Source organism: Streptomyces sp. NPDC002742, from assembly GCF_042888885.1.
GTDB lineage: Bacteria > Actinomycetota > Actinomycetes > Streptomycetales > Streptomycetaceae > Streptomyces.
In genome coordinates, this window is the sequence record NZ_JBIAQF010000011.1 from 1 (window position 1) to 19,776 (window position 19,776).

Consider the following 19,776-nt stretch of genomic DNA (forward strand, 5'->3'; position numbering starts at 1 on the left):
AAACGCCCGGTTACATTCCGAACCCGGAAGCTAAGCCTCACAGCGCCGATGGTACTGCAGGGGGGACCCTGTGGGAGAGTAGGACGCCGCCGAACTAAAATTAGAGCTCCGGCTCTCGGGAAATTTTCCGAGAGCCGGAGCTTTTTTGTTTTCCGACAGACTTTTCCGCATGACGTCTCCTCCTCGCCTCCCCCCCTCCGCGCTCCGGCGTCGGGGCTGCGGGTAAGGTCAGGGGGCATCGTTGGCTCGTTTCCCACAGGAGGCCCCCGGGTGGAGGTCCAGGAGACCCGTGTTCAGACGGACCGGGTCCTCACCATCCCGAACATCCTCAGCATGGCGCGTCTCCTCGGCGTACCCATCTTCCTGTGGTTGATCCTCAGGCCGGAGTTCGGTGGTCCCAAGAGTGACGGCTGGGCGCTGCTCATCCTCATGCTGAGCGGTATCACCGACTATCTGGACGGGAAGCTCGCCCGGCGCTGGAACCAGATCAGCAGCCTCGGCCGGCTGCTGGATCCCGCGGCCGACCGGCTCTACATTCTGTCGACGCTTGTCGGGCTCACCTGGCGCGAGATTCTTCCGATCTGGCTGACGGCCGCGCTTCTCGCACGCGAGCTGGTTCTGCTCGTGATGGTGTGGATCCTTCGGCGCCACGGCTATCCGCCTCCGCAGGTGAACTTCCTCGGGAAGGCGGCCACCTTCAACCTGATGTACGCGTTCCCGTTGCTGCTGCTCAGTGACGCGAGCGGCTGGATCGCGACACTCGGCGCTATTTTCGGATGGGCGTTCGCCGGATGGGGTACAACCCTGTACTGGTGGGCAGGAGTCCTCTACGTGGTGCAGGTCCGCCGGTTGGTCCGAGCGGACACCATGGCCGATTGAGCTCGGCCCGATTGGGCGGCTGTAGTGCCCCGATGGCCCGCGCTCGAAAACTGCGGGACAATCAGGACGGGTGAAGTCGGCTGTACCGTCGTCTCTTCAAGGAGGACGCTTCCGACATGAAGGCCGTCGTGATGGCCGGAGGCGAAGGCACACGCCTTCGCCCAATGACCTCAAGCATGCCCAAGCCGCTCCTGCCGGTGGTGAACCGCCCGATCATGGAGCATGTGCTGAGGCTGCTCAAAAGGCATGGGCTCAACGAGACCGTCGTCACCGTTCAGTTCCTGGCCTCGATGGTCAAGAACTACTTCGGTGACGGTGAAGAGCTCGGCATGGAGCTCACCTATGCCAATGAGGAGAAGCCACTCGGTACCGCCGGGAGCGTCAAGAACGCCGAGGAGGCGTTGAAGGACGACGCCTTCCTCGTCATCTCCGGTGATGCTCTCACCGACTTCGATCTCACCGAACTCATCAACTTCCACAAGGAGAAGGGCGCGCTCGTCACCGTCTGCCTGACGCGCGTCCCCAATCCGCTGGAATTCGGCATCACCATCGTGGACGAGGAAGGCAAGGTCGAGCGCTTCCTGGAGAAGCCGACCTGGGGTCAGGTCTTCTCGGACACCGTGAACACGGGCATCTATGTCATGGAGCCCGAAGTCTTCGACTACGTCGATGCCGATGTCTCCGTCGACTGGTCCGGCGACGTCTTCCCCCAGCTGATGAAGGAAGGCAAGCCCATCTACGGCTATATCGCCGAGGGCTACTGGGAGGACGTCGGCACTCACGAGAGTTATGTGAAGGCCCAGGCCGACGTCCTTGAGGGCAAGGTCGACGTCGAACTCGACGGGTTCGAGATCTCCCCGGGCGTCTGGGTGGCCGAGGGCGCGGAAGTGCATCCCGACGCCGTACTGCGCGGGCCGCTCTACATCGGTGACTACGCCAAGGTCGAGGCGAACGCCGAGATCCGCGAGCACACGGTCGTCGGCTCCAACGTCGTCGTCAAGAACGGCGCGTTCCTGCACCGGGCCGTGGTGCACGACAACGTGTACATCGGTCAGCACAGCAATCTGCGCGGCTGCGTGGTCGGAAAGAACACCGACATCATGCGCGCCGCTCGGATCGAGGACGGCGCGGTGATCGGCGACGAATGCCTCGTCGGTGAAGAATCGATCATTCAGGGCAACGTCCGCGTCTATCCGTTCAAGACCATCGAGGCCGGCGCCTTCGTCAACACCTCGGTGATCTGGGAGTCGCGCGGTCAGGCCCACCTCTTCGGCGCCCGTGGCGTCTCCGGGATCCTGAACGTCGAGATCACCCCGGAACTGGTCGTGCGCCTGGCGGGTGCCTATGCGACGACTCTCAAGAAGGGGTCCACCGTCACCACGGCCCGCGACCACTCCCGAGGTGCCCGCGCGCTGAAGCGAGCGGTGATCTCGGCGTTGCAGACCAGCGCCATCGACGTACGCGACCTGGAGAACGTACCGCTGCCCGTGGCCAGGCAGCAGACGGCCCGGGGCAGCGCGGGCGGAATCATGATCCGGACGACACCCGGAGTGCCCGACTCCGTCGACATCATGTTCTTCGACGGGCAGGGTGCCGACCTGTCGCAGGGCGGTCAGCGGAAGCTGGACCGGGTGTTCGCGCGGCAGGAGTACCGGCGCGCGTTTCCCGGGGAGATCGGGGACCTGCACTTCCCCGCCAGCGTCTTCGACTCGTATACGGGATCACTGCTTCGGAATGTCGACACCACCGGTATCGCGGATTCCGGGCTGAAGGTCGTCGTCGACGCCTCCAACGGCAGTGCCGGACTGGTGCTGCCCAGCCTGTTGGGCAAGCTCGGTGTTGACTCCCTGGTGATCAATCCCGGTCTCGACGAGTCCAGGCCGACCGAGACGGCGGAGACGCGGCGGGCCGGCCTGGTACGGCTGGGCGAGATCGTCGCGTCCGCGCGGGCCGCGTTCGGAGTGCGCTTCGACCCGGTGGGTGAGCGGCTCTCGCTCGTCGACGAGAAGGGGCGGATCGTCGAGGACGACAGAGCCCTGCTCGTCATGCTCGACCTGGTGGCCGCCGAGCGGCGCAGTGGGCGAGTGGCGCTGCCGGTCACCACGACACGGATCGCCGAGCAGGTGGCGGCGTACCACGGCACTCAGGTGGAGTGGACGACCACGTCGCCCGACGACCTGACGCGAGTCGGCCGCGAAGAGACGACGATCTTCGGTGGCGACGCGCGCGGCGGCTTCATCATTCCCGAGTTCAGCGGCGTTTTCGACGGTGCTGCCGCGTTCGTACGGCTCATCGGTCTGGTGGCGCGGACGCAGCTCACGCTCAGCCAGATCGACGCGCGGATTCCGCGGGCGCATGTGCTCAAGCGGGACCTCGCGACTCCGTGGGCCGTGAAGGGGCTGGTGATGCGCCGGGTCGTGGAGGAGGCGGGAGACCGCTTCGTGGACACGACGGACGGCGTGCGCGTCGTGGAGACGGACGGGCGTTGGGTGATGGTGCTGCCGGACCCTGCCGAGGCCGTCACCCATCTGTGGGCGGAAGGCCCGGACGACGCCTCCGCGGAGGCTCTGCTCGACGAGTGGGCGGCTGTTGTGGACAGCGCCGGCCGCTGAAACGATCTTCACCCTTGCGTGCCGGACAAGTGTCCCCAAGGGGGCCTGTCCGGCACGTTGGTGGGGCCATTCGGAGGTAGCACCCGCGACGTGCGACGATGTGCGGCATGCCGCAGCAGCCCCCCGTTCGGAGCAACGCTCCGCGCCCCCCGCGCCCGGACGCCTCCATGTCGCTGCTCACCAACGTCATGGACCACAGCCTCGACGAGGGGTACGCCGAGGCGGCCGCCCGCAGGGAGGCCGAGGGCGCGGTCGGCATGCCGAAAACGGTCCGGGCCAAGCTGGGTCTTGCCGCGGGTCTGGTGCTCGCCGCGCTCGTTGTCACCGTGGGAGCGGCGAACGCTCGGCTGGCGGCCCCTGTCGTCGCCAAGGAGCGCCAAGAACTCATCGACCGTATCGAGCGCGAGACGACGGCCGCGGACAAGCTGGAGAACGGCGTCGACACCCTGCGCGCCGATGTGAGCGCCCGCCAGCGTGTGGCGCTGAAAAAGGACGGCGGCGGTGAGCAGGCCGACCTCGTGAGCATTCTGTCGGGTGCCACCGATGTGCACGGACCCGGCGTGAGACTCGTGGTCAACGACGCGAAGGAAGCCAGCACGGGCGGTGACGGCACCAATCCGCGGGAGACCTCGGGATTCTCCGACACCGGGCGGGTGCGGGACCGTGACATGCAGCGTGTGGTCAACGGCCTGTGGGAGTCGGGCGCCGAGGCCGTCTCCGTCAACGGACAGCGGCTGACCGCCCTGTCGGCCATCAGGGCCGCGGGTGACGCGATACTGGTCGACAACAAGCCGCTGGTGCCGCCGTACACGGTGCTCGCGGTGGGGGACGGCCAGCGGCTCAGCACCCGGTTCCAGAACAGCTCCGACGGGCTGTATCTGCACGCCCTGCAGGAGAACTACGGCATCCGGACCAGCATTTCCGCCGAGGGCGACGTCCGGTTGTCTGCCGCACCGAGTGTGATCGTACGTACAGCAGAGCCGAGCACAGAGAAGGGCACACCGTGATCGCCGTACTGGGCCTCGTCGTGGGAGTCGTGGCTGGATTGTTGGTCCGGCCCGAGGTTCCGGCGGTTGTCGAGCCTTACCTTCCGATCGCCGTCGTGGCGGCGCTCGACGCCGTGTTCGGCGGTCTGCGCGCGATGCTCGACGGCATCTTCGACGACAAGGTCTTCGTGGTCTCGTTCCTGTCGAACGTGGTCGTCGCCGCGCTGATCGTTTTCCTGGGTGACAAGTTGGGCGTGGGTGCCCAGCTGTCCACGGGTGTCGTGGTCGTCCTCGGCATCCGGATCTTCTCCAATGCCGCGGCGATCCGCCGGCACGTGTTCCGGGCGTGAGGCCGATGACCAACGAGAACGAAGACGAGACCACCAAGAACCCGCTGCGCGAAGAGCTGCCGGAAGAGGTCCCCGCGGCCGCGGAGGAGCCCGAACCGGAGGCGGCCGAGGAGAACGGCACGCCGTCGCTGTCCGGCCGTCAGAGGCTGGGCAAGGGGTTGTGGCCGCCGCGGGTCTCGCGTGCCCAACTCATCGTCGCCGTGCTGCTGTTCGGCCTGGGCTTCGGCCTGGCCGTCCAGGTGGCGTCCAACAGCGACGGCGACAGCGCCCTGCGCGGTGCGCGTCAGGAAGATCTCGTGCGCATTCTCGATGAACTCGACAGCCGGACTCAGCGTCTTGAGGATGAGAAACAGGGTCTGGAGGATCAGCGCACCGAGCTGGAGAACAGCTCGAACCAGGCCGAGGAGGCCCGCAAGCAGACGGTCGAGAAGGAGAAGCAACTCGGCATTCTGGCGGGCACCGTGGCCGCCCAGGGCCCCGGCATCACCCTGACGATCGACGACGCGAAGGGCGCGGTCAAGGCGGACATGCTGCTCGACGCGATCCAGGAGCTGCGCGCCGCCGGCGCGGAGGCGATCCAGGTGAACGGCGTGCGCGTGGTCGCCGGTACCTACCTGGCCGACTCCGGAAGCGGAGTGAAGGTCGACGGGAACAAGATCACCCAGCCCTATCGTTTCAAGGTCATCGGCAAGCCGCAGGACCTGGAGCCGGCGCTGAACATTCCGGGAGGCGTGGTGCAGACACTGGAGAAGGAGCAGGCCACCGTCACGGTGGACCGCTCGACGAAGATCGTCGTCGATGCCTTGCGACCGGCGGAGCGGCCTGACTACGCTCAGTCGTCCTCCCGGTGAACGGCGGTCGCATGGGGGTCGCCGGGCGAGGGCAGGAGGTTGCGGGGGGTCGGCGCACCGAATGGGTGGTGCGTGGTGGAAACTGTCTGGTGGATACGGACGTTGTGAGGATGTCCGGGTCGACCGGTGTGTTCAATCAGGGTTCGTCCTGCCCCACGGGCGGGTCTGTTTCGGTCAAGGGGAATCGCCCGTGAAGTTGTTTGCGAAGTTGTTCGGCAAGAGCACGCGAGAGGACAGTGGCGACAACGCGACTGCCCGTCATCGTGCACCGCGCCAGGGAGACGCGGAGGCCCAGAGCGGCGACCGTCCGCTGTTCCGGGACCAGGTCACCGGTCCCGGTGGTCAGGGCGCGTCGTCTGTTGACCCTGCCCAGTCCGGCCGCATAGGTTTCGGGGAATCGTCAGCCTCGAGCACGGGTGGAGGGTTCGCCTCCGATCCGTATGCGTCCCATGCCCCTGGTGGGCAGCCGCGGCAGGAGGATCCGTCCATGTCGGCCCAGGTGTGTACGAGGTGCGGTAACCGCAACGCGGACAACAGCCGGTTCTGTTCCAACTGCGGTGCGCCGCTGCGGGGTGGACCGGAGCGTCCGTCGGAGCAGACGTCCACGATCTCCATCTCCGGTATCGAGGCCTACGACGCCGAGGTGACGGGTCAGACGGCCTCGCCGATGCTGTCCCCGGAGGCTCAGGCGGCGGTCGACGCGCTGCCGGTCGGCTCGGCGCTCCTGGTGGTGCGCCGCGGCCCCAACTCGGGCAGCCGCTTCCTGCTGGACGGCGAGCTGACCACGGCCGGGCGGCATCCCCAGAGCGATATCTTCCTCGACGACGTGACGGTGTCGCGTCGGCATGTGGAGTTCCGCCGTGTCGCGGACGGCTCGTTCACGGTCGCCGACGTCGGCAGCCTGAACGGCACGTACGTCAACCGGGAGCGGATCGACCAGGTCCCGCTGTCGAACGGTGACGAGGTGCAGATCGGCAAGTACCGACTGGTGTTCTACGCCAGCCAGCGGGGCATCTGAACCCTCCCCCAACTCCGTCCGGGGGGACACCGAGGGAATGTCCATGCTTCAAACACCGAGCGGCGGTGCCGGCAGCGGTACCGCCGCCGCGGACAGCGGGCTGATGAGCATCGGCGCGGTGCTGAGCGTGCTGCGCGACGAGTTCCCCGAAGTCACCATCTCCAAGATCAGGTTCCTGGAGTCGGAGGGGCTCGTCGAGCCGCGGCGGACCCCTTCGGGGTACCGCAAGTTCAGCGCGGACGATGTCGAACGCCTCGGCCACGTCCTGAGAATGCAGCGCGACCACTACCTCCCGCTGAAGGTGATCCGCGAGCACCTGGACGCCCTGTCGCGCGGTGAGAAGGTGCGCCTGCCCTCGGTGGGCCGCCAGCGCGACGCGGGTGAGGGAGAACCCCTCGGTGAGCTCTACGGCGAGCCCGAGGGCCCCACGGCGGCCCGGGTGGGCCGCGCCGAGCTGCTCGCCGCCGCTGAGATCGGTGAGCAGCAGCTCCAGGAGTGGGAGTCGTACGGACTGATCGGCCCTTTGCCCGACGGGGTCTACGACGCCGAGGCGGTGACCGTCGCCGCGCTCGTCGTCGAGCTGGGGCGCTTCGGGATCGAGCCGCGTCATCTGCGGGCGATGAAAGCCGCGGCGGAGCGTGACGCGGGACTGGTGGACCAGGTGGTCGCCCCACTGCGGCGCCATCGCAATCCGCAGACCCGGGCGCACGCGGAGGCCCGTACGAAGGAACTGGCGGGCCTCACTGTGAAGCTGCACGCCGCACTCGTGCAGACCGCGCTGGGTGTGCGGCTGCGCTGATCCGGGGTACCGGCGCGGGCTGTGGATCGTCCACCCGTTCTGTGCCCGACTACCCAAACGTCCCGGGCACGGCCTAGGGTTGCTGTGTGAACGAGCTCGATGTCGTAGGTGTCCGGGTCGAGATGCCCTCCAACCAACCGATCGTGCTTCTGCGTGAAGTGGGAGGCGACCGCTACCTCCCCATCTGGATCGGACCGGGGGAGGCGACGGCGATCGCCTTCGCCCAGCAGGGCATGGCCCCCGCACGACCGCTGACCCACGACCTGTTCAAGGACGTGCTGGAGGCCGTCGGCCAGGAGCTCACCGAAGTGCGTATCACGGACCTGCGCGAGGGCGTCTTCTACGCCGAGCTCGTCTTCGCCAGCGGGGTCGAGGTGAGTGCCCGGCCGTCCGACGCCATAGCGCTGGCCCTGCGCACCGGAACGCCGATCTACGGCAGCGACGGGGTGCTCGACGACGCGGGTATCGCGATCCCAGACGAGCAGGAGGACGAGGTGGAGAAGTTCCGCGAGTTCCTCGACCAGATCTCGCCCGAGGACTTCGGCACCAACAGCCAGTGACGCGGATGAGCGGAGGGCCGTTCGGGCGGCATTTGCCCTCGGCGAGTGTGGTGTGCCGCAGCCCGCGCCGAAAGCATTCGGCTAGCCTTTCCCCGCGGTAGGGCACGGGAAACCACCCTTAGGGTGATTATCACTCGGCGTGCCGAGTGTGGCGATCGTTGACGCGCCCCTGGTGACTGCCTACCGTCGAGAAGGCAGGTCAAGGACGGAGGTCGGCGTGAGAAGCAGCGGCGACGGTACGGCTGGGGGTGCTCCCGGACGCGGTCCGGGGGAGAGCGGCCCGTACCCTCCCCCAAGCTCTCGGCTCGACTCGAGCAGGGGGCACCCCCAGCATGGCGGCGCGGCCGATCACGTTCCGCGGCGGCCGACAGCAGTGCCTGGTGAGGGAGGGGCTGTTCCCGAGGAGGTCGGTTACCGAGGTCCCACGGCGTGCGCCGCCGCGGGCATCACCTACCGGCAGCTGGACTACTGGGCGCGGACCGGTCTGGTCGAGCCCAGCGTGCGTCCCGCCTACGGGTCGGGGACACAGCGTCTGTACAGCTTCCGGGACGTGGTGGTCCTCAAGATCGTCAAGCGGTTCCTCGACACCGGGGTGGCGCTGCAGAACATCCGCACCACGGTCCAGCACCTGAGGGAACGAGGCTTCCAGGACCTGGAGCGCATGACGCTGATGAGCGACGGCGCGACGGTCTACGAGTGCACGTCGCCCGACGAGGTGCACGCGCTTCTCCAGGGCGGCCAGGGGGTCTTCGGCATCGCCGTGGGTGTGGTGTGGCGGGATGTCGAGAGCGCCCTGTCTCAGTTGCACGGAGAGCGCGTGGACACCGGTGAGACGCTCCTCGGGCACAATCCCGCCGACGAGCTGGCGCGCAGGCGCAACCGAGCGGTGTGACGCGAGCCTTTCGATGACGTGATGCCCCGGCGTGCCGGGGCATTGTCAGTGGCGTAGGGCAGCATCGGAGATGTGAGAACCGCGCCCACGATCCTGCATCTCGACATGGACGCCTTCTTCGCCTCGGCGGAGCAGGCGTCCAAGCCGAGCCTGCGCGGGAAGGCCGTCGTGGTGGGCGGGCTCGGACCCCGCGGAGTCGTCGCCACCGCCTCGTACGAGGCGCGCGTCTTCGGGGTGAACTCGGCGATGCCCATGGCCCAGGCCCGCAGGCGCGCACCGAACGCCGCCTATCTCGTGCCGCGCTTCGGGCTCTACCGTGAGGTCAGCGAGCAGGTTATGGGGCTGCTGAGGGCTCTGTCGCCGTTGGTGGAGCCGTTGAGCCTGGACGAGGCCTTCGTGGACCTGGAGGCGGGCGGGACGGCCTGGGACGACGCCTCGGCGCGGCTGGCCGGTGCCAAGCTGCGCGCGGACATCCGTGCGGTCACGGGGCTCACGGGGTCGGTGGGGCTCGCCGCCTCCAAGATGCTGGCGAAGATCGCTTCGGAGCAGGCCAAGCCCGACGGTCTCGTGCTGATCGAGCCGGGCAGCGAGCGCGCGCTGCTTGGACCGATGCCGGTGCGGACGCTGCCGGGCGTGGGGCCGGCCACCGGCGACCATCTGCGGCGGGCGGGCATCACCACCGTCGAGGAGCTCGCCGAGGCGGGTGAGGACGAGCTCGTGCGGCTGCTGGGGAAGGCCCATGGGCACGCGCTGTTCGCGATGGCGCTGGCCCACGACGACCGGCCCGTGGTGGCCGAGCGGGAGACCAAGTCCGTGTCGGTCGAGGACACGTACGACGTGGACATCCATGACCGGGTCCGGGTGGAGCTGGAGGTGCAGCGGCTCGCGGACCGGTGTGTGCGGCGGCTGCGCCGGGCCGGGCTGTCGGGGCGGACGATCGTGCTGAAGGTGCGCAGGTACGACTTCTCGACGCTGACCCGGTCCGAGACGCTGCGCGGGCCCACGGACGACCCCGGTGTCGTCAGGGAGGCCGCCGCACGGCTGCTGGAGGGCGTGGACACGACCGGAGGCGTGCGCCTGCTGGGCGTCGGTGTCTCCGGGCTCGCCGACTACACGCAGGAGGACTTGTTCGCGCAGGCGCAGGCCGCTGCCGTGGGGGAGCCGGCGGCGGAGGAGCGTTCCGTGGACGAGCCGGCCGAGGAGGCCGGCACGGAGGCGGCGGAGCCCGCGGAGCGGCGGTGGCCCTCCGGGCACGACGTGCGTCATGCCGAGTACGGGCACGGATGGGTACAGGGGAGCGGGCTGGGACGGGTCACGGTGCGGTTCGAGACGCCCTACTCCGAGCCCGGCAGGGTGCGGACGTTCCGGACGGACGATCCGCAACTGGAACCGGCTGAACCGCTGCCCCTGGTGGAGCGAGGACCCGAGGCCGCCGACGGGCTGCGGGCCGCTTCCGAGCCGTCGGTGTCAGAAGGCGCGACACAAGGCCCGGACACGCACCTGGTCCTGGACGCGAGACCGGGCCCGGACGCGAGATCAGGCCCGGACACAGGCCCCGACGCGAGACCGGGCCCGGACGCGGGCCGCCGGGGCGCCCGCACGGCTCAGGCGTCCTCCGTGCCCGCGATCCGGCCGAAGTCCCGGTCCGGGGGCGGCGGGGACGCAACGTCGAGACCGTAGTGGTGGTAGAGCTGGAGTTCCTGTTCGGGGGAGAGGTGACGCCCGACGCCGAAGTCGGGGGCGTCCTTGATCAGCGCTCGCTCGAAGGGGATGCGCAAGGTCCCCTCGACGATCTCGCTGGGCTCCAGGGGCACGAAGGCGTCCCTGCTGAACAGCCCGGTGCGTATGGCAGCCCACTCCGGGACACCGGTCGCGTCGTCGAGGTAGACCTCGTCGATCGTGCCGATCTTGGTGCCGTTGCTGTCGAACGCCTTGCGGCCGATCAGGTTGCGCGGATCGATGTCGGTCTGCACGGTCCCTCCAGTGGTCGCAAACTCATCCGTAAGTACTACAAAAGAGCACATCTGTGAAGGTGGCCACTCGAAGGCCGGTGTCCAGTCCTCGCTGGTAGGCTGGCGATGGCTGCTGATCCCGTGCGGGAGAGTCCTCCAGACTTCGATGGAGGCGCCGAAGGAGCAACTCCTCCCCGGAATCTCTCAGGCTCACGTACCGCACGGACGAGGTCACTCTGGAAAGCAGGGCGGGTGCCGATGGCTTCCGCTCTCACCGACGGTGAAAGCCGGACCGTCCACGGACGATCCGGTGAAACTCTCAGGTTGAGATGACAGAGGGGGAGGCCGTCGGGGTGCCCGTGCCGGGGTGCCCCTCGAAGGTCGCGTCAGACCAGGAGGCCTCCGCCATGACCGCCCCTCGCATTCCGCTTTCCGAGCTCGAACAGGGCATTCCCTTCGAGCAGCGCCACATCGGGCCCGACTCCGAAGCACGGGCCAAGATGCTCGCGCAGGTCGGATACGGCTCGCTCGACGAGCTGACGGCCGCCGCGGTCCCGGATGTGATCAAGAACGCCGAGGCCCTGAAGCTGCCGGCCGCGCGTACCGAGGCTGAGGTACTGGCCGAGCTCCGCTCCCTCGCGGACCGCAACGAGGTGCTCGGCTCGATGATCGGGCTCGGTTACTACGGCACGTTCACGCCGCCGGTGATCCTGCGCAACGTCATGGAGAACCCGGCCTGGTACACCGCGTACACGCCGTACCAGCCGGAGATCTCGCAGGGTCGCCTCGAGGCGCTGCTGAACTTCCAGACCGTCGTCGCCGAGCTGACCGGCCTGCCGACCTCCGGCGCCTCCCTCCTCGACGAGGGCACCGCAGCCGCCGAGGCGATGGCGCTGTCCCGGCGCATGGGCAAGAACAAGAAGGGCCTCTTCCTGGTCGACGCGGACGCGCTGCCGCAGACCATCGCCGTCATAGAGACCCGCGCCGAGCCGACCGGCGTCGAGATCGTCGTCGCAGACCTCGCCGACGGCATCCCGGCCGACCTCGCCGGGCGCGAGATCAACGGCGTGCTGATCCAGTACCCGGGCGCCTCCGGTGCCGTGCGCGACATCAAGCCGGTCATCCAGCAGGCGCACGAGCTGGGCGCCGTCGTCACCGTCGCCGCCGATCTGCTCGCCCTGACCCTGCTCACCTCGCCCGGCGAGCTCGACGCGGACATCGCGGTAGGTACGACGCAGCGCTTCGGCGTGCCGATGGGCTTCGGCGGACCGCACGCCGGTTACATGGCGGTCCGCGAGAAGTTCGCGCGCAGCCTTCCCGGCCGGCTGGTCGGTGTCTCCGTGGACGCCGACGGGAACAAGGCGTACCGCCTCGCCCTGCAGACGCGTGAGCAGCACATCCGTCGCGAGAAGGCGACCAGCAACATCTGTACGGCTCAGGTGCTGCTCGCCGTGATGGCCGGCATGTACGCCGTCTACCACGGTCCCGACGGCCTGCGGACCATCGCACGGCGTACCCACCGCTACGCCACGGTCCTGGCCGCCGGGCTCACCGCCGGCGGTGTCGAGCTCGTGCACGGCGCGTACTTCGACACGCTCACCGCGCGGGTCCCGGGCCGCGCCGCCGAGATCGTCGCCGCCGCCCGCGACCACGGCGTCAACCTCCACCTCGTCGACGCCGACCAGGTGTCGATCTCGTGCGACGAGACGACCACGCGCGAGCAGCTCGCCGCCGTGTGGACCGCATTCGGCGTCGAGGGCGACATCGAGGCGCTGGACGCGAGCGCGGAGGACACCCTGCCGGCCGCGCTGCTGCGCACCGACGCGTACCTCACGCACCCCGTCTTCCACCAGCACCGCTCCGAGACCGCGATGCTGCGCTACCTGCGCAAGCTCTCCGATCGCGACTACGCGCTCGACCGCGGCATGATCCCGCTGGGCTCCTGCACCATGAAGCTCAACGCGACCACCGAGATGGAGCCGGTCACCTGGCCCGAGTTCGGGCAGCTCCACCCCTTCGCGCCCGCCGAGCAGGCGCGGGGCTACCTGACGCTGATCCACGAGCTGGAGGACCAGCTCGCCGAGGTCACCGGCTACGACAAGGTGTCGCTCCAGCCCAACGCCGGTTCGCAGGGCGAGCTGGCCGGTCTGCTGGCCGTGCGCGGCTACCACCGCGCCAACGGTGACGACCAGCGCACCGTGTGCCTCATCCCGTCGTCCGCGCACGGCACCAACGCCGCCAGCGCCGTGATGGCCGGCATGAAGGTCGTCGTCGTGAAGACCGCGGACGACGGCGAGATCGACGTCCAGGACCTGCGCGCCAAGATCGAGCAGTACCGTGACGAACTGTCGGTGCTGATGATCACGTACCCCTCGACGCACGGTGTGTTCGAGGAGCACGTCGCCGACATCTGCGCCCAGGTGCACGAGGCCGGCGGCCAGGTCTACGTCGACGGCGCCAACCTCAACGCCCTGGTGGGTCTCGCCAAGCCGGGTCACTTCGGCGGCGACGTCTCGCACCTCAACCTGCACAAGACCTTCTGCATCCCGCACGGCGGCGGCGGTCCGGGTGTCGGCCCGGTCGGCGTGCGCGCGCACCTGGCGCCTTACCTGCCGAACCACCCGCTCCAGCCCGAGGCCGGTCCGGAGACCGGTGTCGGCCCGATCTCGGCCGCTCCCTGGGGATCCGCGGGCATCCTGCCCATCTCCTGGTCCTACGTCCGGCTGATGGGCGGCGAGGGCCTCAAGCGCGCGACGCAGGTGGCCGTGCTCTCCGCGAACTACATCGCCAAGCGCCTGGAGCCGCACTACCCGGTGCTGTACACCGGTCCCGGCGGCCTGGTCGCGCACGAGTGCATCATCGACCTGCGTCCGCTCACCAAGGCGACCGGCGTGAGCGTCGACGACATCGCCAAGCGCCTCATCGACTACGGCTTCCACGCGCCGACGATGTCGTTCCCGGTGGCCGGCACGCTGATGATCGAGCCGACCGAGTCCGAGGACCTCGGGGAGCTCGACCGGTTCTGCGACGCGATGATCGCGATCCGCGGGGAGATCGAGAAGGTCGGCGCCGGTGAGTGGGCGGTGGACGACAACCCGCTGCGCGGGGCGCCGCACACGGCCGCCGCGCTCGGCGGCGACTGGGAGCACCCGTACAGCCGCGAGGAGGCCGTCTTCCCGGCCGGTGTCTCGGCCGCCGACAAGTACTGGCCGCCGGTACGCCGCATCGACCAGGCGTACGGCGACCGGAACCTCGTCTGCTCCTGCCCGCCGCTGGACGCGTACGAGGACTGATCAGCGCTCGGCACGCGGACGCCTACGGGGAGTGATCCCCCTCGGACATGCGTCGGGGCCGGTTCGGAGAGTACGTCTCCGGGCCGGCCCCTCGTGTGTCTGGGCGGCCTGTCAGGGCCGCCCGGGTCGTGCGGCTCAGGCGGCCGTCATCACCTGCGCGCCGCCCAGCGGGCGGTGCGGAGCGATGATCTGGCCGTCGGGCAGGAGCTCACCGGTGTCCTCGAAGAGCAGAACGCCGTTGCACAGCAGGCTCCATCCCTGCTCCGGGTGGTGCGCCGCGAGGCGGGCGGACTCCCGGTCGGCTGATTCGGCTGACGGACACGGTGGCTGGTGCTGGCACATGGATGGGATCTTTCGCTGGGTCGAGATGTGAGTGTTGGCTGTGGTGTCTGTCTTGCGGCTTGAGGTACTCATGGCCGCCCCCCCGTTGGTATGTGGTCTGACCCCAGTGTTGCCCCACGGGCGCCAATCCGCAGGGATTTGAGGGCACCGCTTCTCACAGGTTTATGACGCGTCACCCGTGCGGAGGGTTCACCCCAACTGCGCTGTCCTTTCGGGTGGTTCGAGGTGGCCGGATGGGGCTAGTCCGTGCCGTCCAGGAGCGCGTTTCCCCTCGTACGAGCGCACTCGGGCCCCAACGAGCGAGCGGGATTTCGCGTCGGTGGCAGCGCCGTGCCCCGCGGCCGAGGGGCACGGCCGCGGGGCACGGACGCGGGTCTGGATCCGGGGGCGGACGACGGGGCTCAGGCGGGCGAGCTGAGCAGGGGTGCGGGGGTGACCCGGTGGGTGAGGACCGGCAGCAGTTCGGCGACGTGGTACGGACGGTGCGCGGCGATGCCGGGCGGTGCGGGTGCGAGCGGAACCAGGAGGTCGGTGGCGGCCGGATGGCCGGTGGCGCCGTCCGCCGTGCAGTCGCCGTGCAGCCAGAGGGTCAGCATGTACAGCTCGGGCACGGACAACAGGCGCGCCTGGTAGGGCTGTTGCATCGTCTCGGCGTGTCGTACGGCGCGTTCCGTAGCGGCGATGTAGGGGCCTTCGAAGAAGCGTGAGAAGGCCCAGCCGTCCGGGGTCAGCATCGTGTCGGCCGCGGCCACCGCACGGTCGCCGCAACGGATCAGGAAACGCCACCCGGCGAGCCGGGTGGCGGAGGCGCCCGCAGGGGTGATGCGATCCAGGACGTGGACGGGCAGCGGGAGTTCGGGGGTGGCGGGACCCTGCGCCAGGCGCAGGGACGGGGTGCGGGCTTCGCGGACAGCGGTGGGGGAACCGAGTGCCGTGAGAACGGTGCGCAGGGCGGGCGCGGGAGCCGGGGGTACGTGCAGCGGCATGGTGGGTCGCCTCTCATTCGACAGGCACAGTGGCGCGAGGGCGGGGGCGGACGGCGCTGTCAGCTCTCGGGTCAGAGGGGCGAGGGGTCTGGATCCGCCGACAGGGTGTCGCCTGCCGCCGTCACCGTGACGACAGGACCTAGGACCGCGAGCGCCAACTCTCTGCCTCGGTAGCGGAGTTTATACGACGCGTGTTCAGGCGGTGTTTCGTCTAGTCGCCCCGAATGCGAACAGCAAGGCGTTATTCGGTCGATGAAACGAGGGATTCATCCCGGTTCTGAGCGGTCGAACCGCGGTGACCTCGGAATACTCCGCCGGAGCGGTCGGCCGATTCTCGTCGGCATTTTTCACGAGATCATGCCGGGCGGTAAACTTGCTTATTGCTCCATGCCTCGTGAATGTGCCCGAGGCCGATGTCCAGGGTAGCGGTCGAAGAGCGCGCGCGGGACGTTATGGATCGCGTTGCCTGGGCATCATCCACCGTGACCCGGGACGCCAGGGCCGGAGCGTCGGCCTGCCCATCCGAGGAGGGACACTTCGATGGGGGAGAAGGTCGTGGCAGGGACGTTCGGCCTGTCCGATCGGCAGCGCTACCGCGACAAGCTCCGGCAGTGTCTGACGGGGCTGGAGCGACTGCTGGAGGAGAAGCGGTTCGACCGCCCGAAGAACCTGATGGGCCTGGAGATCGAATTGAATCTCGCGGGGCCCGACGGCATGCCCAGAATGATGAACGGGCAAGTGCTCGAAAGAATTGCGAGCCGCGATTTCCAAACAGAACTCGCCATGTTCAACCTGGAAGTCAACATAGCCCCACACCGATTGGGCGGCCGGGTATTCGACCGGCTCGCCGAGGAGATCCGCACCTCGCTCGCGTATGCGCATCGGAAAGCCAGTGAGGTCGACGCCGGAATCGTGATGATCGGCATCCTGCCGACGCTCGGCCAGGACGATCTGGTGTCCTCGAACCTCTCGGCTGTCGACCGCTACACGCTGCTCAACGATCAGATCGTGGCCGCGCGCGGAGAGGATTTCGAACTCGACATCGACGGTGTGGAACGTCTGGTCTGCCGGGCGGGTTCCATCGCGCCCGAAGCCGCGTGCACCTCCGTGCAGTTGCACCTCCAGGTCACGCCGGGCCGGTTCGCGGACGTGTGGAACGCTGCGCAGGCGGTCGCGGCCGCGCAGATCGCCGTCGGGGCCAACTCGCCGTTCCTGTTCGGGCATGAGCTGTGGCGGGAGTCGAGGCCTCCGCTGTTCCAGCAGTCCACCGATACGCGGCCGCCCGAGCTGCAGGCGCAGGGAGTCCGGCCGCGCACCTGGTTCGGCGAGCGCTGGATCTCCTCGGCCTACGACCTCTTCGAGGAGAACCTGCGGTTCTTCCCGCCCCTGCTGCCCATCTGCGACGAGGAGGATCCGCTCGGAGTCCTCGACGCCGGGGGCGTGCCCAAGCTCGCCGAACTGGTGCTGCACAACGGCACGGTGTACCGCTGGAACCGGCCCGTGTACGGCATCGCCGACGGCGTCCCGCATCTGCGCGTCGAGAACCGGGTGCTTCCCGCCGGCCCGACCGTCACCGATGTCATCGCCAACGCCGCCTTCTACTACGGGCTGATCCGCGCGCTCGCCGAGGAGCAGCGTCCGGTGTGGACGCGGCTGTCCTTCGGGGCGGCCGCCGCCAATTTCGACGCGGCCTGCCGGTACGGAATCGACGCGCGCCTGGAGTGGCCGCGGCGTGGCCGCTACGGCGGGACCGCGCCGGTGGACGCCGCGAACCTGGTGCGCGACGAGCTGCTGCCGCTCGCCGCAGCCGGGCTGGACGCGTGGGGTGTCGAGCCCGCCGACCGGGACTTCTACCTGGGCGTGATCGAGGACCGGTGCAGGCTGCGCGTCAACGGCGCGACCTGGCAGACGGCGACCTTCCACCGGGCCCTGGAGAAGGGATTCGGCCGCGATGCCGCGCTGGCCGCGACGACGCGGCGGTACGGCGAGCTGATGCATCTCGGGGAGCCGGTGCACACCTGGCCGGTGGGGCTCCCGGAGCCGGTTCCGCTGGGGTGACGCGAGGCCGTGCCCAGATTCCGTACTCGCGTTGATGCGGGGGCGCCAGGGTCCCTGCCGGAGCCGGAATCCGGGCGGGCGTCCCGCGGCGGCCGGTGCCTGCCGGCGAACCCGCCGACGGGTCGTGTCGGCGTGTGGCCGGTCGGGAGGGGGCCGCGAGGCGAGGTGCCGGTCGGGCTGAGGCCACGGGCGTGGTGTGCCGGTCGAGCACAGGACGGGTGGGGCGCCGGTGCGGCGGAGGCAGGGTCGGCGCTGGTCGGGGTGGTCGGTCCGGGTTGCTTGTGGCTGCCGCTGGTCGGGGTGGTCAGTCCGGGTTGCCCGCGCCTGCCGCTGTGATCGCCTTGAGCATCGCCGCGTGGATCTGTGAGGGCTCGTTGACCCGCTCGCCGGAGCCGCCGGTCGCCCTGGCGATCTGGTCGACCTCCCGCCGGTCGCTGTCGGGGCCCACCGCGATGGCGATCAGCGGCACCGGGCGTTCCGGGTCGGCCAGTTTCTGCAGCTCGGCGATGAGATCGGACCGGGAGATGCTGCCGGGGTCCTGGTTGACCCCGTCCGTGAGGACGACCAGCGCGTTGAACCGGCCCTTCGCGTAGGAGGCGACGGCAGCCTTGTACGCGGCGAGTGTGGTGTCGTACAGACCGGTCTCTCCGTGCGGGACCGGCTTCAAGGACCTGAAGGCCCTGGACAGCTTCTGGCGCTGGGTGCCCGATCCCTTGACGTCACCGAGCCGCTCGGTCGGTACGAGGACGCGGTAGTCCTTGTCGCCGTCGAGTTTCGTGGAGAACTTCCACAGCCCTATCTCGTCCTCGGGAGTGAACGTGGCGAGCGCCTGCAGCAGGGACTCCTTGGTGACGTCCATGCGGGACCGATCGCCCCCCGGCAACGGCTCGGCCATGGAGGAGGAGGCGTCGACGACCGTGGTGATCCGGGCGCTCTCCACCGTGATGGTCCACATGCCGAGGGCCTCCTGGATCGCTTCCTTCGACAAGGGGTCGGCCAGGATGCGCGCGTCCGGCTGTGGGTACCTCCCGCCGGCCTCGCTGACCAGAGTGTCCGACGGATTCTCCGCGTTCGTGCGGAAGCCGAACATCCGCAGGAACCGCTGGGGTGCCGCCTCTTCGAGCAAGGTCATGAACCGTAGGGCCGCACGGCTCTGGTCCGTGCCCAGCCGCGGCTCGTCGACCAGCGCGTACGGGTAGTTCAGCAGCGGCGTGCCGTCCTTGGGGTAGAAGAGATCGAGGTCGTCACCGCCGTCCTCGGAGGTGTTGTGGGCGAACGCCGCCTGCTCGGAGAGGATCAGCGCCTGATTGCGCCCGGGGCTGCCCTGCCCGGAGCCGGAGAGGTCGCGGGGAAGGGTGTCCAGGAGGTGGGTGCCGCTGTCGGACGCGTGCTGCGAGAGCGCCTTGGCCATGACGGCCGTCCGGACGTCACCGCCCTCGACCCGGGAGGCGGTCTCGCTGATCCGGGCGAGCGCGAGCAGTCCCGTCGAGCTGCGGGCGGGGTCGACCGTCCCCAGCTCGATCTTCCTGTCCCGTATCGCCTCCCCGGCCAACTCGCTCCAGGTGTACGTCTTCCCGGGCCAGCCCAGCGATCTGGCGGCTGACGGGACCATGGCCACGGCGACGGGTGTCGAGGCGACGTTGCCCAGGCTGGTGACCTGCGTGGCGGTCGTGGCCTCGCCGACCCGATCCACCCACGCGTCGGAGTCCGGCACCCACACCTGCGCGTCGGACGTCCTGCCCGACCGGAGCGCGGCGGCGACCTCGTACGACTCGCGAGCTGTGACGCTGACGTCGAGGCAGCGGCCGTCGGAGGTGATGTTCTTCTCGCGGGCGTCCGCGGCGGCGGCCCTGAGCGCGGGCGCGATGTCCGGCGAGGCGGCCACCTCGATGTGCACGGCGTCGTCCCGGCACGAGCCCCCGAAGGAGAACAGGCCGCCACGGGCGGCGGCGGCCGTGCCTCCGGCGACGGTGAGGACGAGTGCCGTCGCGAGGGCCACATTGCGGCGGGGCACGCGGATCCAGGGGTCGGCGGAGCCCGCCCGTGGCGCGTCGGGCAAGCTGTGACGTCCCATGACGGTGAGGTCCCTCCCAGGTGAGACTGAGCCGTGAGACAGCCGTAGAACAGGCGAAGGGGGAAGCACGCCCCATTCGGCGCCCGTCCCCCAACGGCCTGTCGCGCAAGATCTTCGTAACTTC

At 69.1% G+C, this 19,776-nt stretch carries 16 protein-coding genes, 1 rRNA gene and 1 riboswitch; of the genes, 13 read left to right on the top strand and 4 right to left on the bottom strand.

Annotated features, from left to right (window positions below):
• From rrf to ACFYW8_RS20665, 11 genes are all read left to right on the top strand, one after another.
• Nucleotides 1-95, top strand: a 5S ribosomal RNA gene (rrf, locus tag ACFYW8_RS20615); the annotation flags it as partial.
• A gap of 175 nt (nt 96-270) precedes the next feature.
• Nucleotides 271-879 (top strand): CDP-alcohol phosphatidyltransferase family protein, encoded by a 609-nt coding sequence (locus ACFYW8_RS20620; protein ID WP_261704088.1) that lies wholly within the window; start codon nt 271-273, stop codon nt 877-879.
• A 116-nt stretch (nt 880-995) separates the two neighbouring features.
• Nucleotides 996-3,491 carry a sugar phosphate nucleotidyltransferase gene (locus ACFYW8_RS20625; protein WP_389077318.1) on the top strand — a complete coding sequence of 832 codons (2,496 nt, stop codon included), beginning with the start codon at nt 996-998 and terminating at the stop codon, nt 3,489-3,491.
• A gap of 98 nt (nt 3,492-3,589) precedes the next feature.
• Nucleotides 3,590-4,498 (top strand): DUF881 domain-containing protein, encoded by a 909-nt coding sequence (locus tag ACFYW8_RS20630; protein WP_389077322.1) that lies wholly within the window; start codon nt 3,590-3,592, stop codon nt 4,496-4,498.
• A complete protein-coding gene (locus ACFYW8_RS20635) occupies nt 4,495-4,827 on the top strand; it encodes a small basic family protein (RefSeq protein WP_003988855.1) in 333 nt (110 codons plus the stop codon). Before ACFYW8_RS20630 ends, ACFYW8_RS20635 begins: the two co-directional genes overlap by 4 nt.
• Before the next feature lie 5 nt (nt 4,828-4,832).
• Entirely contained in the window at nt 4,833-5,678 is an 846-nt protein-coding gene (locus tag ACFYW8_RS20640; RefSeq protein WP_365882270.1) for a DUF881 domain-containing protein, read from the top strand.
• Between the two features lie 61 nt (nt 5,679-5,739).
• Nucleotides 5,740-6,696, top strand: coding sequence for an FHA domain-containing protein (locus ACFYW8_RS20645; protein WP_365882272.1), 957 nt, complete (start codon nt 5,740-5,742; stop codon nt 6,694-6,696).
• A 43-nt stretch (nt 6,697-6,739) separates the two neighbouring features.
• Nucleotides 6,740-7,495: a MerR family transcriptional regulator gene (locus ACFYW8_RS20650; protein ID WP_389077333.1), complete on the top strand. Its 756-nt coding sequence runs from the start codon at nt 6,740-6,742 to the stop codon at nt 7,493-7,495.
• 86 nt (nt 7,496-7,581) lie between these two features.
• Nucleotides 7,582-8,055, top strand: coding sequence for a bifunctional nuclease family protein (locus tag ACFYW8_RS20655; protein WP_006123076.1), 474 nt, complete (start codon nt 7,582-7,584; stop codon nt 8,053-8,055).
• Between the two features lie 217 nt (nt 8,056-8,272).
• Complete coding sequence (locus ACFYW8_RS20660) at nt 8,273-8,947, top strand: MerR family transcriptional regulator (RefSeq protein WP_389077337.1); 675 nt, start codon at nt 8,273-8,275, stop codon at nt 8,945-8,947.
• Between the two features lie 72 nt (nt 8,948-9,019).
• On the top strand, nt 9,020-10,627 hold the full coding sequence (locus ACFYW8_RS20665; RefSeq protein ID WP_389077342.1) for a DNA polymerase IV: 1,608 nt from the start codon (nt 9,020-9,022) through the stop codon (nt 10,625-10,627).
• On the opposite strand, the gene ACFYW8_RS20670 is transcribed toward ACFYW8_RS20665, so the two are convergent.
• Nucleotides 10,552-10,920 (bottom strand): PRC-barrel domain-containing protein, encoded by a 369-nt coding sequence (locus tag ACFYW8_RS20670; protein ID WP_365882280.1) that lies wholly within the window; start codon nt 10,918-10,920, stop codon nt 10,552-10,554. The genes ACFYW8_RS20665 and ACFYW8_RS20670 overlap by 76 nt on opposite strands.
• Before the next feature lie 113 nt (nt 10,921-11,033).
• A riboswitch (glycine riboswitch) is annotated at nt 11,034-11,129 on the top strand.
• Nucleotides 11,130-11,306: 177 nt separating this feature from the next.
• Here ACFYW8_RS20670 and gcvP point away from each other — a divergent pair.
• Nucleotides 11,307-14,192 (top strand): aminomethyl-transferring glycine dehydrogenase, encoded by a 2,886-nt coding sequence (gcvP, locus tag ACFYW8_RS20675; RefSeq protein WP_389077348.1) that lies wholly within the window; start codon nt 11,307-11,309, stop codon nt 14,190-14,192.
• A gap of 135 nt (nt 14,193-14,327) precedes the next feature.
• Here the strand turns inward: gcvP and ACFYW8_RS20680 are convergent, their stop codons facing one another.
• Nucleotides 14,328-14,534 carry a DUF5999 family protein gene (locus ACFYW8_RS20680; protein ID WP_328556777.1) on the bottom strand — a complete coding sequence of 69 codons (207 nt, stop codon included), beginning with the start codon at nt 14,532-14,534 and terminating at the stop codon, nt 14,328-14,330.
• Nucleotides 14,535-14,935: 401 nt separating this feature from the next.
• Nucleotides 14,936-15,520, bottom strand: coding sequence for a hypothetical protein (locus ACFYW8_RS20685; RefSeq protein ID WP_365882284.1), 585 nt, complete (start codon nt 15,518-15,520; stop codon nt 14,936-14,938).
• 540 nt (nt 15,521-16,060) lie between these two features.
• On the opposite strand from ACFYW8_RS20685, the gene ACFYW8_RS20690 reads away from it, so the two are divergent.
• Nucleotides 16,061-17,578 carry a glutamate--cysteine ligase gene (locus tag ACFYW8_RS20690; RefSeq protein ID WP_365882286.1) on the top strand — a complete coding sequence of 506 codons (1,518 nt, stop codon included), beginning with the start codon at nt 16,061-16,063 and terminating at the stop codon, nt 17,576-17,578.
• A 304-nt stretch (nt 17,579-17,882) separates the two neighbouring features.
• Here ACFYW8_RS20690 and ACFYW8_RS20695 read toward each other — a convergent pair whose 3' ends face one another.
• On the bottom strand, nt 17,883-19,652 hold the full coding sequence (locus ACFYW8_RS20695; protein ID WP_365882288.1) for a substrate-binding domain-containing protein: 1,770 nt from the start codon (nt 19,650-19,652) through the stop codon (nt 17,883-17,885).
• Nucleotides 19,653-19,776: the final 124 nt, after the last annotated feature.

Bases quoted from the DNA above. Each gene is read 5' to 3' on its own strand.
- ACFYW8_RS20625 (WP_389077318.1), top strand. From the start codon at position 996: ATGAAGGCCGTCGTGATGGCCGGAGGCGAAGGCACACGCCTTCGCCCA.
- ACFYW8_RS20630 (WP_389077322.1), top strand. From the start codon at position 3,590: ATGTGCGGCATGCCGCAGCAGCCCCCCGTTCGGAGCAACGCTCCGCGC.
- ACFYW8_RS20640 (WP_365882270.1), top strand. From the start codon at position 4,833: ATGACCAACGAGAACGAAGACGAGACCACCAAGAACCCGCTGCGCGAA.
- ACFYW8_RS20645 (WP_365882272.1), top strand. From the start codon at position 5,740: ATGGGTGGTGCGTGGTGGAAACTGTCTGGTGGATACGGACGTTGTGAG.
- ACFYW8_RS20650 (WP_389077333.1), top strand. From the start codon at position 6,740: ATGCTTCAAACACCGAGCGGCGGTGCCGGCAGCGGTACCGCCGCCGCG.
- gcvP (WP_389077348.1), top strand. From the start codon at position 11,307: ATGACCGCCCCTCGCATTCCGCTTTCCGAGCTCGAACAGGGCATTCCC.
- ACFYW8_RS20680 (WP_328556777.1), bottom strand. From the start codon at position 14,534: ATGTGCCAGCACCAGCCACCGTGTCCGTCAGCCGAATCAGCCGACCGG.
- ACFYW8_RS20685 (WP_365882284.1), bottom strand. From the start codon at position 15,520: ATGCCGCTGCACGTACCCCCGGCTCCCGCGCCCGCCCTGCGCACCGTT.
- ACFYW8_RS20690 (WP_365882286.1), top strand. From the start codon at position 16,061: ATGGGGGAGAAGGTCGTGGCAGGGACGTTCGGCCTGTCCGATCGGCAG.
- ACFYW8_RS20695 (WP_365882288.1), bottom strand. From the start codon at position 19,652: ATGGGACGTCACAGCTTGCCCGACGCGCCACGGGCGGGCTCCGCCGAC.